General features: G+C 71.2%; 14 protein-coding genes. 6 read left to right on the top strand and 8 right to left on the bottom strand.

The window, feature by feature from the left end; genetic code table 11:
* The first annotated feature begins 125 nt into the window (after positions 1-125).
* Positions 126-851, top strand: a complete 726-nt coding sequence (locus AB6L24_RS20960) for a LuxR C-terminal-related transcriptional regulator (protein ID WP_405657406.1) — start codon at positions 126-128, stop codon at positions 849-851.
* A gap of 13 nt (positions 852-864) precedes the next feature.
* Here AB6L24_RS20960 and AB6L24_RS20955 read toward each other — a convergent pair whose 3' ends face one another.
* The 4 genes from AB6L24_RS20955 to galT all read right to left on the bottom strand — a co-directional run bounded on the left by AB6L24_RS20955 (position 865) and on the right by galT (position 4,715).
* Positions 865-1,338, bottom strand: a complete 474-nt coding sequence (locus AB6L24_RS20955) for a carboxymuconolactone decarboxylase family protein (RefSeq protein WP_087884442.1) — start codon at positions 1,336-1,338, stop codon at positions 865-867.
* A gap of 134 nt (positions 1,339-1,472) precedes the next feature.
* A complete protein-coding gene (galK, locus tag AB6L24_RS20950) occupies positions 1,473-2,636 on the bottom strand; it encodes a galactokinase (protein WP_405657404.1) in 1,164 nt (387 codons plus the stop codon).
* A gap of 7 nt (positions 2,637-2,643) precedes the next feature.
* Positions 2,644-3,615, bottom strand: coding sequence for a UDP-glucose 4-epimerase GalE (gene galE / locus AB6L24_RS20945; protein ID WP_405657402.1), 972 nt, complete (start codon positions 3,613-3,615; stop codon positions 2,644-2,646).
* A complete protein-coding gene (gene galT / locus AB6L24_RS20940; RefSeq protein ID WP_405657401.1) occupies positions 3,615-4,715 on the bottom strand; it encodes a galactose-1-phosphate uridylyltransferase in 1,101 nt (366 codons plus the stop codon). Before galT ends, galE begins: the two co-directional genes overlap by 1 nt.
* Before the next feature lie 247 nt (positions 4,716-4,962).
* Between galT and AB6L24_RS20935 the strand changes: the two genes are divergently transcribed.
* Positions 4,963-6,660, top strand: a complete 1,698-nt coding sequence (locus tag AB6L24_RS20935; protein ID WP_405657399.1) for a sodium:solute symporter family protein — start codon at positions 4,963-4,965, stop codon at positions 6,658-6,660.
* A 37-nt stretch (positions 6,661-6,697) separates the two neighbouring features.
* The gene (locus AB6L24_RS20930; RefSeq protein ID WP_405657398.1) at positions 6,698-6,976 is read left to right on the top strand and encodes a hypothetical protein; all 279 of its coding nucleotides are present in this window, start codon (positions 6,698-6,700) and stop codon (positions 6,974-6,976) included.
* 216 nt (positions 6,977-7,192) lie between these two features.
* On the opposite strand, the gene AB6L24_RS20925 is transcribed toward AB6L24_RS20930, so the two are convergent.
* Positions 7,193-7,648 (bottom strand): GNAT family N-acetyltransferase, encoded by a 456-nt coding sequence (locus AB6L24_RS20925; protein WP_405663193.1) that lies wholly within the window; start codon positions 7,646-7,648, stop codon positions 7,193-7,195.
* 228 nt (positions 7,649-7,876) lie between these two features.
* Between AB6L24_RS20925 and AB6L24_RS20920 the strand changes: the two genes are divergently transcribed.
* Positions 7,877-8,653, top strand: a complete 777-nt coding sequence (locus AB6L24_RS20920; RefSeq protein ID WP_030359480.1) for a response regulator transcription factor — start codon at positions 7,877-7,879, stop codon at positions 8,651-8,653.
* On the opposite strand, the gene tamR is transcribed toward AB6L24_RS20920, so the two are convergent.
* A complete protein-coding gene (gene tamR, locus AB6L24_RS20915) occupies positions 8,612-9,109 on the bottom strand; it encodes a MarR family transcriptional regulator TamR (RefSeq protein WP_030359481.1) in 498 nt (165 codons plus the stop codon). The genes AB6L24_RS20920 and tamR overlap by 42 nt on opposite strands.
* Before the next feature lie 189 nt (positions 9,110-9,298).
* Between tamR and AB6L24_RS20910 the strand changes: the two genes are divergently transcribed.
* Both AB6L24_RS20910 and AB6L24_RS20905 read left to right on the top strand, forming a co-directional pair.
* Complete coding sequence (locus AB6L24_RS20910) at positions 9,299-10,135, top strand: trans-aconitate 2-methyltransferase (protein WP_405657396.1); 837 nt, start codon at positions 9,299-9,301, stop codon at positions 10,133-10,135.
* Positions 10,135-10,521 (top strand): VOC family protein, encoded by a 387-nt coding sequence (locus tag AB6L24_RS20905; protein WP_405657395.1) that lies wholly within the window; start codon positions 10,135-10,137, stop codon positions 10,519-10,521. The genes AB6L24_RS20910 and AB6L24_RS20905 overlap by 1 nt, the downstream gene beginning before the upstream one ends.
* Positions 10,522-10,548: 27 nt before the next feature.
* On the opposite strand, the gene AB6L24_RS20900 is transcribed toward AB6L24_RS20905, so the two are convergent.
* Together AB6L24_RS20900 and AB6L24_RS20895 are read right to left on the bottom strand one after the other, a co-directional pair.
* Complete coding sequence (locus AB6L24_RS20900) at positions 10,549-11,268, bottom strand: TetR/AcrR family transcriptional regulator (protein WP_405657393.1); 720 nt, start codon at positions 11,266-11,268, stop codon at positions 10,549-10,551.
* A complete protein-coding gene (locus AB6L24_RS20895; RefSeq protein WP_405657391.1) occupies positions 11,265-12,296 on the bottom strand; it encodes an acyl-CoA desaturase in 1,032 nt (343 codons plus the stop codon). The genes AB6L24_RS20900 and AB6L24_RS20895 overlap by 4 nt, the downstream gene beginning before the upstream one ends.
* Positions 12,297-12,568: the final 272 nt, after the last annotated feature.

The raw sequence follows: 12,568 nt of genomic DNA, 5'->3' as shown, positions 1-12,568 counted from the left end.
TTCTGCACGGTAGGGGCAGCGCAATGTCGAACAAGCGTGTAGCTTCCGGGGGATGGAGGGCCGGGGCCCCCGATCCGTGGGGGGATCATTGGGGGAATCCGTGGGGGACTTTGGGGGGTTGCGCTGTGGGTGTGCGGCTCATGGTGGTCGACGACCACCGATTGCTCGCCGAGGCACTCGCCTCGGCGCTGAAGCTGCGCGGGCACCGGGTGCTCGCCGCGGCGGCGCCCGCCGCCGGGGCGGCGGAGCTGGTGATCAGCAGGGCGCCGGAGGTGTGCCTGCTCGGCACGGCCACACCGGCGGAGCCGGGCATGTTCGACCCGGTGGTGCGGATCAAGCGGGAGCGGCCGCAGGTCGCCGTGGTGGTGCTGGGGCCGGTGCCCTCGCCCCGCGGGATCGCGGCGGCCTTCGCCTCCGGCGCGTCCGGATACGTACGTCATGACGAGCGCATCGAGGGAGTCGAGCGCGCCATCATGAAGGCGCGCGCCGGGGAGGCCGCCGTCGCGCCCCAATTGCTCCAAGGCGCCTTCAGCGAGCTTCTCAACCCCGCGGCCCAGCCCGACGACGAGGGGCAGCGGCTGCTGCAGATGCTCACTCCCCGTGAGGTGGAGGTCCTCGTGCGGGTCGCCGACGGCGAGGACACCCGGCTCATCGCCGCCGGGATGGGGATCGCGCCCAGCACGGCGCGGACGCATGTGCAGCGGGTCCTGATGAAGCTCGGCGTCGGGTCCCGCCTGGAGGCCGCCGCGCTCGCCGCCCGGACCGGGCTGCTCGACCGGGCCGAGCGGAGCGGCGGCGGGGAGGGGGAGCCGGTCGGGGGCGGGGAGCCCCACGACGGGCTGAAGCCCTAGGCGTACTGGACCCTTAGGCGTACTGGCCGGGGACGTAGTCGCCCGCGGGCTGCTGGGTGATGACGTTGCCCCGGTTGAAGGTGTTGATCAGGGCGATCTGGCCCACCAGGGCGGCCAGTTGCTCCTCGTCGTAGTACTTGGCGGCGTTCGCCCAGGCCTCGTCCGTGACGCCGCCCGCCGCGTCCGCGATGCGGGTGCCCTGTTCCGTCAGTTCCAGGGCGGCGCGCTCGGCGTCGGTGAAGACCTTGGCCTCGCGCCAGGCGGCGACCAGGTTCAGGCGCAGCGAGGTCTCGCCCGCGGCCGCGGCGTCCTTGGTGTGCATGTCGAGGCAGCCGCCGCAGCCGTTGATCTGGCTGGCGCGGATCTTCACCAGTTCGAGGGTCGCGGCGGGGACCGTCGACTCGGTGAGGACCTTGTTCGCCGCGATGATGTGCTTCCAGAACTTCATCGCGGTCGGGTTCTCGAACATGTTCAGTCGGGCTTCCATGGCCTGCTCCTCTGCCGTTGTGGTGGCTACACACCTAGGACGGAGGCAGGGCGGAGCGATGTGACACGGGTGGGTGTGACCTGCGTCGCAGCCCTTGAGCGGCAGCTGAAGGGCCCCTGAGCGGCCTGGTCCGGCTAGAGGCGGCGCGCCCCCGCCGACGCCACCGCGGGGAACACCCGCGGCGCCGCGTACCCGGCCGCCGCGAACGCCTCGTGGACCGCCTTCGTGAGGGACTCCGCGTCCGCGGCCTCGGCCAGGACGATCGCGGAGCCGCCGAAGCCGCCCCCGGTCATCCGCGCCCCGAGCGCCCCGGCCGCGCACACCGTCTCCACCACGAGGTCCAGCTCCGGGCAGGAGATGCGCAGGTCGTCCCGCAGCGAGGTGTGGCCCTCGGTGAGGACGGGGCCGATGCCCCGCACGTCACCGGCGTCGAGGAGGGCGATGACCCGCTCGACGCGGTGGTCGTCGGAGACGACGTGCCGGACGTAGCGGCGCACCTTCTCGTCGTCCAACCGGACTAGGGCGGCGGGGAGTTCGGCATACGGGACGTCGCGGAGGTGGGAGACGCCGAGCGCCCGCGCGCCCGCCTCGCACCCGGCCCGCCGCTCCGCGTACGCCCCGTCGCCGAGGGCGTGCTTGACGCGGGTGTCGACGACCAGGAGCGTCAGGCCGTCCGCGGTCAGGTCGAAGGGGACCTGGCGCACGGACAGGTCGCGGCAGTCCAGGTGCAGGACGTGCCCCGGCGTGCAGGCCGCGGACGCCATCTGGTCCATGACGCCGCACGGCACGCCGACGAAGGCGTTCTCGGCACGCTGGGCGAGCAGGGCCAACTCGCGGCGGGTCAGGCCCAGTTCGTAGAGGTCGTTGAGGGCGAGGGCGGTGACGACCTCCAGGGCGGCGGAGGAGGACAGGCCCGCGCCGGTCGGGACGGTCGACGCCAGGTGCAGGTCCGCGCCGCCGACCGTGTGGCCCGCGTCCCGCAGTGCCCAGACGACGCCCGCCGGGTACGCGGCCCAGCCCCCGTCGGACAGCGGCGTCAGGGAGTCCACCGCCAGCTCGACGACGGGTCCTTCGATGTCCGCGGAGTGCAGCCGCAGGACCCCGTCGTCGCGCCGGGCCACCGCGGCGACCGCGGTGTGCGGCAGCGCGAGGGGCATCACGAAGCCCTCGTTGAAGTCCGTGTACTCGCCGATGAGGTTGACGCGGCCCGGCGCCGCCCACACTCCGGCGGGCTCGTGGCCGTACAACGCGGTGAAGGTGTCGACGAGTTCGGTGGTCGGCTCCGTGACGGCGGACATCTTCTGGTTACCCCCTCTGCTGGGCGAAGGCCCAGGCGTCGGCGACGATGCCCGCGAGGTCCGCGCGGGACGGGTTCCAGCCGAGCCGCTCGCGGGCGGTGGCGGCGGAGGCCACGAGGACCGCCGGGTCGCCGCCGCGGCGCGCCGCCACGACTTCGGGGATCGGGTGTCCGGTGACCTTGCGGACGGTCTCGATGACCTCGCGCACGGAGAAGCCGTTGCCGTTGCCCAGGTTGCAGATCAGGTGCTCGCCGGGGGTCGCGGCGTCCAGGGCGAGGAGGTGGGCGTCGGCGAGGTCGGCGACGTGGATGTAGTCGCGCACGCAGGTGCCGTCGGGCGTCGGGTAGTCGTCGCCGAAGACGGAGATCGCCTCGCGCCTGCCCTGGGCGACCTGGAGGACGAGCGGGATGAGGTGCGACTCGGGGTCGTGCCGCTCGCCGCAACTGCCGTACGCGCCCGCCACGTTGAAGTACCGAAGGGATACGGCACCGAGTCCGTGCGCCGCCGCCTCGCCGGTGATCATGTGGTCGACGGCGAGCTTGGAGGCGCCGTAGGGGGAGGTGGGGGCGGTCGGGTCGGTCTCGGTGATGGGGGTGCTCACCGGCTCGCCGTACGTGGCCGCCGTGGAGGAGAACACCAGCTTGCGCACGCCCGCCTCGCGCATCGCGGCGAGCAGCGCCATGGTGCCGCCGACGTTGTTGTCCCAGTACTTCTCGGGCTTCACGACGGACTCGCCGACCTGCGAGAAGGCGGCGAAGTGCAGCACCGCGTCGTACGGCGCCTCGCCCTCGACGTGCAGCCACTTGGCGGCGTCGCGGATGTCGCCCTCGATGAACGCCGCGCCCGCGGGCACGCCCTCGCGGAAGCCGGTGGAGAGGTTGTCGAGGACCGTCACCTCGTGCCCGGCCTCGATCAGATGCTGGGCGACGACACTGCCGACATAGCCGGCGCCACCCGTGACCAGGTACTTCCCACTCATCAACTCGCTACCTCTCGCAGTCGCTGGGCCGCGGCCTCCGGCGGCACATCGTTGATGAACACACTCATGCCGGATTCGGAACCCGCGAGGAACTTCAGCTTGCCCGAAGTGCGGCGAATGGTGAAAAGCTCGAGGTGGAGCGCGAAGTCGTCCCTGTTGACGCCTTCGTACTCCGTGAGCGCCGTGAACGGGGCCTGGTGCCAGGCCGCGATGTACGGCGTCGGCGGCTCGCTGCCGCCCTCGCGCTCACCCGCCCCCTCTTTCCCGCCGTCCCGCCCATCGAAGATCCGGTCGAAGCGCCGCAACAGTTCCAGATACACCTGGGGAAACTCTGTGCGGGCCGCCTCGTCCAGGCCGAGCAGGTCGGGCACGCGGCGCTTGGGGTAGAGGTGCACCTCGTAGGGCCAGTGCGCCGCGTACGGCACGAAGGCCACCCAGTGCTCGGCGTCCAGGACGACGCGCTCGCCGGCGCGTTCCTCGGCGAGGACGTCGTCGAAGAGGTTGCGGCCCCCGGTGGCCGCGCGGTGGTCGGCCAGGGAGCGCAGCATCAGGGCCGTGCGCGGGGTGACGAAGGGGTAGCCGTAGATCTGCCCGTGCGGGTGGCCGAGGGTCACGCCGATCTCCGCGCCCCGGTTCTCGAAGCAGAAGACCTGCGCGACGGACGGCAGGTGCGACAGCTCGGCGGTGCGGTCCGTCCAGGCCTCCAGGACGAGCGCGGCCTGCTCCTCGGTGAGGTCGGCGAAGGACGCGGTGTGGTCGGGGGTGAAGCAGACCACCTCGCAGCGGCCGGCGTCGCCCGCGAGGGAGGGGAAGCGGTTCTCGAAGACCACGACGTCGTACGAGGAGTCGGGGACCTCGGTGCGGCGGCCGCCGGTGGAGGGGCACAGGGGGCACTCGTCGGCCGGGGGGTGGTAGGTGCGGCCCTGGCGGTGCGAGGCGATGGCGACGCTGTCGCCGAGGAGGGGGTCGCGGCGGACCTCGGAGGTGGTGGCGACGGGGTCCAGGGGCCTGCTGTCGACCGCCGTGCGGACGGCGTCGTCGCGCACGTCGTAGTAGATGAGCTCACGACCGTCGGCGAGACGAGTCGAGGTCTTCTTCACGTTCGGGGCTCCTTACACCGCCCGCCAACAGAACCGAACACAACAAACCACAAGCCAACAAGCACGTCAATGCCCACGGCGCCTGCCGGGGCGTCGCCCCCTCGCCCAGCTCACCCGATGATCCGTAGCGAGAAACGATCATGGACTCGATCACAATCAAACAAAGAACATCAACAGAACTGTTCACTTACTGAAGGTCGAGGCGTAGGTTCCGGTCTGATCAGTTCGCGCGACGAAGCGAGTTCACATGCAGTCCCCTCCTTCCGCTACGCACATCACCCTCGCCGAAGGGCTTCGGCTGCCCACCAACGGGCTGGACTACGCGATCCTGGCGATCTACTTCGTGGTCGTCCTCGGCATCGGATTCGCCGCCCGGCGCTCCGTGAAGACCAGCCTCGACTTCTTCCTCTCCGGGCGCTCCCTGCCCGCCTGGGTCACCGGCCTCGCCTTCGTCGCCGCCAACCTCGGCGCCACCGAGATCCTCGGCATGGCGGCCACGGGCGCGCAGTACGGCGTCGCGGTCGTCCACTGGTACTGGATCGGCGCCATCCCGGCCATGGTCTTCCTCGGCCTGGTCATGATGCCGTTCTACTACCGCAGCAAGGTCCGCTCGGTCCCCGAGTTCCTGCTCCAGCGCTTCGACAAGTCCGCCCACCTGCTCAGCTCGGCGCTCTTCGCCTTCGCCGCCGTGCTCATCGCGGGCGTGAACCTCTACGCCCTCGCGATCGTCGTCGAGGCGCTGCTCGGCTGGCCCCAGTGGGTCGCCATCGTCGTCGCCGGGTTCTTCGTGCTCGCGTACATCACCATCGGCGGTCTGTCCTCGGCGATCTACAACGAAGTGCTCCAGTTCTTCGTCATCCTCGCCGCGCTCATCCCGATCTGCGTCATCGGCATGAAGAAGGTCGGCGGCTGGGACGGGCTCACCGGCTCCATCGAGAAGCAGCACGGCGACAACTTCATGACCGCCTGGGGCGGCACCGGCATCGGCGACGCCAACCCGCTCGGCGCCAACTGGCTCACCATCATCCTGGGCCTCGGCTTCGTGCTCTCCTTCGGCTACTGGACGACGAACTTCGCCGAGGTGCAGCGCGCCCTCTCCGCGAAGAACCTCTCCGCCGCCCAGCGCACCCCGCTGATCGCCGCCTTCCCCAAGATCTTCATCGTCTTCCTGGTGATGATCCCCGGCCTGGTCGCCGCCGTCCTCGTCCCGAAGATCGGCACGCCCGGCTCGGACCTGACCTACAACGACGCGATCCCCTACCTGATGCAGGAGTTGCTGCCCAACGGCGTCCTCGGCATCGCCGTCACCGGACTCCTCGCCGCCTTCATGGCGGGCATGGCCGCCAACGTCTCGTCCTTCAACACCGTCTTCACGTACGACATCTGGGCCAAGTACGTCGTCAAGGGCCGCGAGGACGGCTACTACCTGAAGTTCGGGCGGCTCATCACCGCGATCGGCGTCTTCGCCTCCATCGGCACCGCCTTCATCGCCTCGTCCTTCTCGAACATCATGGGCTACCTCCAGACCCTCTTCTCCTTCTTCAACGTCCCGATGTTCGTCGTCTTCATCATCGGCATGTTCTGGAAGCGGGCGTCCATGAAGTCCGGCGTCTGGGGGCTGCTCGCCGGCACCACCGCCGCGATGGTCAACTACTTCTGGATCTACAAGCAGGGCGTCATCGACATCCCCACCGATCAGGGCGCCAACTTCGTCTCCGCCATCGTCGGCTTCGTCGCCGGCGCGGTCGTCATGGTCGCCGTCACCCTCTTCACCGCCCCCAAGCCGGAGGCCGAGCTGGCCGGGCTCGTGTACGGGACCGTGTCGCCGGGCATGGAGGACGACGGCGCCGAGCCGGGCGACGACGCCTGGTACCGCCGTCCCGCGCTGCTCGGATGGGGTGCGGTGGTGCTCGCCACCGCGTGCTACGTCCCGTACTCGTTCTGACCCGGCCCCGCGCCTCCTACTCACACTCCGAGGGATCATGTCCGACCTGCAGAAGGAAGTCTCCGAGCTGGAGCGGAAGTCCGCGACGGCCGCGCGTCTCTTCGACATCCGGCGCATCATCGGTGGGCTTTTCGTCGTCTACGGCGTCATCGTCACCATCGCCGGGATCACCGCGTCCGACGCCGACCTCAAGAAGGCGGAGGGCATCAACATCAACCTCTGGACCGGCCTCGGCATGCTTGCCCTCGGCCTGTTCTTCCTGGCGTGGCTGTGGCTGCGGCCGGTGGTGGCCCCGACGGCGGAGGGCGAGGCGTAGGTCCTCGCGGGTGCGCCCCAGGCCCGCCCCTTCTCCGAAACCGGGGGCTGCCGCCCCCTGGACCCCCGCTGATCGGCGCTTCGCGCCTCGTCCTCAATCGCCGGACGGGCTAGAGAGTGTGCTGCTGTATTTCAGCCCCTCCGGCGTTTGAGGAGCGGGGTCTGGGGCGGAGCCCCAGTTTCGGGAAAGGGGCGGGACCGGGGCGCCCCGCGAAGGTCACCCCAGCCGCTTCGTCAGGGTGAACTCCTTGTGGCCCTCGGGGTAGTCGGGGATGACGGCGACGACTTCGTAGCCCTGCTGCCGGTAGAAGGCGGGGGCCTGGAAGTCCCACGTCTCCAGACGGGAGTTGAGACAGCCGCGCTCCTCGGCGGCCAGCCGCTCCGCATCGGCGAGCAACCGCCCCCCGAGCCCCGCCCCCCGCGCGTCCTCGGCCACCCACAACAGACTCACATGCAGCCACCGCCCCCACGTGTACCCCGAGAGCCCCCCGACCAACTCACCCGCGTCGTCCAACGCCCAGACACCGACCGGCTCTTCCCGCTCCTCGGGCGTGCCCTGAAGAGCACGAAGGACCGGCGAGGCATCCCTGTTGGCGTCCCGCAGGGCCCCCCGAAGCAGACGAAGACGTTCTTTGTCGACTCCTGTCTCAATACGAAACATACGGCCCACCATAAACGCGCTGGCCAATCAGTTCTGCAAATCCACTTCCGCTCGGGGCCCCCGTCCGTACTCTGAAGGGCAGCGCCGGTGGGGGCCGGCGCCGATCAGGGGGCGAGACAGTCGGGTGCGACGCCCGGCGTGGGGGTGGCAGTCACGGCACGGCGGCGGCCGTGCGGCTGCGGTGTCCCCACTCCGGGTGCCGCGCCCGTGTCGGTCGCTCTCCGACCTGTGGGGGTTTCCGTGGTTCGAATCCGAGTCCTGGTCGTCGACGACCACCGTATCTTCGCCGAGTCGCTCGCCGCGGCGCTCGCCGCGGAGCCCGACGTGGAGGTGTCCGCCGCGGGCAGCGGCCCCGCGGCCCTGCGCTGCCTGGACCGCGCGGCCGCGGAGGGCCGCAGATACGACGTCCTGCTCGTGGACGCCGACCTGGGCAGCTCCGCTTCGGCACTGCAGGGCGCCCGCCCCGCCGTGCCGGTGCACGACGGCCAGGCCGACGGCCTGGTGGACGGCATCTCGCTGGTGGCGGGCGTGCGTTCGGGCCAGCCCGCCGTGCGCACGGTCGTGCTCGCGGAGAAGGACGACCCGCGCCGCGCGGCGCTCGCGCTCGGCGCCGGAGCGTCCGGCTGGGTGGCGAAGGACTGCTCCCTTTCGCGGCTGCTCACGGTCATCCGGGGCGTCCTCCGCGACGAGACGCATCTGCCGCCCGCCCTGCTCACAGGCGTCCTGCGGGAGCTGACGGCGGCCCGTAAGCACCGCACGGAGAGCGAGCGGCTCGTGGAGTCGCTCACCCCGCGCGAGCGCGAAGTGCTGCGGTGCATGGTCGCGGGGCTCGGCCGCAAGGCCGTCGCCGAGCGGCTCTTCCTGTCGCCGCACACCGTCCGCACCCATATGCAGAACGTCCTCGGCAAACTCGGCGTGCACTCCACGCTCGCCGCCGTCGCCCTGGCCCGCAGGGCGGGCGTCGGCCCCGCCGACCTAGCCGGGGACGTTGTCGAACGGGGCGGTCAACTGGCGTAGCAACGCCGCCAGTTCACCGCGCTGGGCGCGCGACAGCTCACCGAGGATCGCCCGCTCCTGGTCGAGCAGGCCCGCGAGGGCCTGGTCGGCCCGGTCGCGGCCCTCGTCGGTGAGCCGCACAAGGACGCCGCGACGGTCGCTGGGATCCGGCAGCCGCTCCACCAGGCCCTTCTTCGTGAGCCTGTCGATGCGGTTGGTCATCGTGCCCGACGTGACCAGGGTCTGGGTGAGGAGCTGGCCCGGCGAGAGCTGATACGGCGCGCCCGCGCGCCGCAGCGACGTCAGCACGTCGAACTCCCAGGGCTCCAGCTCGTGCTCGGAGAACGCCAGCCGACGCGCGCGATCGAGGTGGCGCGCCAGCCTGCTCACGCGGCTCAGCACCTCGAGCGGTTCCACGTCGAGGTCAGGGCGCTCCCGACGCCATGCAGCGACCAGCCGGTCGACCTCGTCCTCCATGACGATCAGTGTAGGGGGTCTGTCGACATGAAGTCTCTTGACGTCAAGATACTTCGAGGGTGAGGATGGGGAGAACGATTCGGTACGCGTTCACGACGAGGTCGGCCGTGGGCCATCTCGCCGTCGTCGCCTCCGTCGTATCTGCCGTCTCGGCCGCCTCCGTCGTCTCCGTCGCAGAGGAGCACTCCCATGCCGCCCACCGCGTCGCCCACCTGGGACCCGGACCAGTACCTGCGCCACTCCGGGCACCGCGCCCGGCCCTTCCTCGACCTCCTCGGCCGGGTGCCCCGGCTCCCCGCCGACGACGGCCGGCCGCCCCGTATCGCCGACCTCGGCTGCGGTCCCGGCAACGTCACCGTCCTGCTCGCCGAGCGCTGGCCCGACGCGCACATCACCGGCTACGACAACTCCCCGCACATGCTCGAGCAGGCGGCGGCCCTCGCCGGGCCCACGGCGGGCGGTGGCCGCCTGGAGTTCGAGGCCGCCGACGCCGGGGCGTGGGCGCCCGCCCCGGGGACGTACGACCTGATCCTCTCCAACGCCACCCTCCAGTGGGTGCCCGGGCACACCGAGCGCTTCCCCGACTGGGTGGCGGCCCTGCGACCCGGCGGGGTGCTCGCCGTCCAGATGCCCGCCAACTTCCAGGCGCCCAGCCACACCCTGATGCGGGAGCTCTGCGCGAGCGGGCGCTGGCGGGAGCGGCTCGGCGGGGTGCTGCGGCACGCCGACGCCGTCCTGGAGCCCGGCGCCTACCTGGAGGTGCTTGCCGGGCTCGGGTGCGAGGCCGACGTCTGGGAGAGCACGTACCAGCAGCTGCTCGGTGGGGACGATCCCGTCCTCGACTGGGTCAAGGGCACCGGGCTCCGCCCCGTCCTCACCGCGCTCGCCGACGACCCGGAGGCCAGGGACGCCTTCCTCGGCGAGTACCGCGATCTGCTGCGCGCGGCCTACCCGGCCGGGGCGCACGGGACCGTGTTCCCCTTCCGGCGGCTCTTCGCGGTGGCCCGCAAGGGCGGTGCGCTCTGATGCTCGCCGCCGTCGACCACGTACAGCTCGCCGCCCCGCCCGGCAGCGAGGATCTGCTGCGGGCGTACTACGCGGACGTGCTCGGCATGACCGAGGTGCCGAAGCCGCCGGTGCTCGCGGGGCGCGGGGGCTGCTGGTTCCAGGCGGGCGCCGTCCGGCTGCACCTCGGTGTCGAGCCCGGCTTCCGCCCCGCCCGCAAGGCGCACCCCGGCCTCCTCGTCACCGGCATCGAGGCCTACGCCGCCCGGCTCACCGCCCTCGGCGCCCAGGTCACCTGGGACGACCACCTCCCCGGCCACCGGCGCTTCTACTCCGAGGACCCGGTAGGCAACCGCCTGGAGTTCCTGGAGCCCGACGGCGCGGCCCGAGCCGTCACCCGGGGGTGACGGCCCCGCCTTTGCAGGGCGGGGCCGTCAGGACTTGCGATGGCCTATCAGGCGCGGCTTCGGCTCCAGGCCGTCCAGGCCGTGCCAGGCGAGGTTGACGAGGTGGGCGGCGACTTCGGCCTTCTTGGGCTTGCGGACGTCCAGCCACCACTGGCCCGTGAGGGCGACGCTGCCGACGAGGGCCTGGGCGTACAGGGGGGCGAGCTTGGGGTCGAAGCCGCGGGTCTTGAACTCCTGGCCGAGGATGTCCTCGACCTGCGTGGCGATGTCGGAGATCAGGGAGGCGAAGGAGCCGGTGGACTGGGGGATGGGGGAGTCGCGGACCAGGATGCGGAAGCCGTCCGTGTACTCCTCGATGTAGTCGAGGAGGGCGAAGGCTGCCTGCTCGCAGAGCTCGCGGGGGTGCCCGGCGGTGAGGGAGCCGGTGACCATGCCGAGGAGCTGGCGCATCTCGCGGTCCACCACGACCGCGTACAGACCCTCCTTGCCGCCGAAGTGTTCGTACACGACGGGCTTGGAGACACCGGCCTTCGCCGCGATCTCCTCGACCGACGTGCCCTCGAAGCCCTTGGCGGCGAACAGGGTGCGGCCGATGTCCAGCAGCTGCTCACGGCGCTCGGCGCCGGTCATCCGGGTCCGGCGGGCCCGCCGGGGCTTGTCGTTGTTCGAACTCGCGGAGCCCTGCGGGGCCCGGTCGGAGCGCGTCGTGCTCGGATTCCTTGCGTCGGTCGCCACGTGGTCCATCATGCCGCGTCTACGGCCTGGGGCTTGCCAGGGGCGGGAATCGCACCGGTCCCGCCCGCGCCGTCGGGCCCCTTGCGGCGGGCGTCGATCCGGGACTTCGTGGGCCAGCGCACGTCGTACGCCCAACCGAGCTGTTCGAACCAGCGGATGAGCCGCGCGGACGAGTCGAGCTGGCCGCGCATCACACCGTGGCGGGCGCTCGTCGGGTCGGCGTGGTGCAGGTTGTGCCAGGACTCGCCGCAGGACAGGACCGCGAGCCACCACACGTTGCCGGAGCGGTCGCGGGACTTGAAGGGGCGCTTGCCCACGGCGTGGCAGATCGAGTTGATCGACCACGTCACGTGGTGGAGGAGCGCCACCCGGACGAGTGAGCCCCAGAAGAAGGCTGTGAACGCGCCCCACCAGGACATCGTGACCAGGCCGCCCACCACCGGCGGCAGCGCGAGCGACACCACGGTCCACAGGACGAACTGGCGCGAGACGGCCCGGATCGCCGGGTCCTTGATCAGGTCGGGCGCGTACTTCTCCTGCGGCGTCTGCTCCTCGTCGAACAGCCACCCGATGTGCGCCCACCACAGGCCCTTCATCAGGGCGGGGACCGTCTCGCCGAAGCGCCACGGCGAGTGCGGGTCGCCCTCGGCGTCGGAGAACTTGTGGTGCTTGCGGTGGTCGGCCACCCAGCGGACGAGGGGGCCCTCCACCGCCATCGACCCGGCCACCGCGAGCGCGATCCGCAGCGGGCGCTTGGCCTTGAAGGAGCCGTGCGTGAAGTAGCGGTGGAAGCCGATGGTGATGCCGTGGCAGCCCAGGTAGTACATGAACACAAGGAGGCCGAGGTCCAGCCAGCTCACCCCCCAGCCCCAGGCCAGCGGCACCGCCGCCAGCAGGGCGAGGAACGGGACGGTGATGAAGAGGAGCAGCGCGAGCTGCTCCACGGAGCGCTTCTGTTCACCGCCGAGGGTCGCGGACGGGAGCGGGGCGCCCGCCGGCGCCCCCTTTGATTCTTCGATGACGTCGGGGCTCGTGGTCATAGGGGCTTCCCCTGGGGGGTCGAGGGTGACTGCGGGAGATGCGGTGCTCGGGAGATCCGGAGGTGTCGACGCGCGTCGAGCGGGAAGGCACCGGACGGACGGGTGCCCAAGGAAGGCCCGCTCATACGCGTGGCTACGGGACCGTAGGTTACGGCCTCGTAAGTATCGCAGTGCGGGGGATCGCGGCAAGAGGCCGCGAGTCCGCCCAACCCGGCGACACCTATCCTTGGATCGGTCGGACAGCGCGGTCCGCTCTGTATCTCCCCCGGTTC

It is taken from the genome of Streptomyces sp. RK9 (assembly GCF_045070545.1).
Lineage (GTDB): Bacteria > Actinomycetota > Actinomycetes > Streptomycetales > Streptomycetaceae > Streptomyces > Streptomyces alboflavus.
Note: the sequence above shows the minus strand (reverse complement) of the source record. Positions and strands in the feature narration are given on the sequence as shown.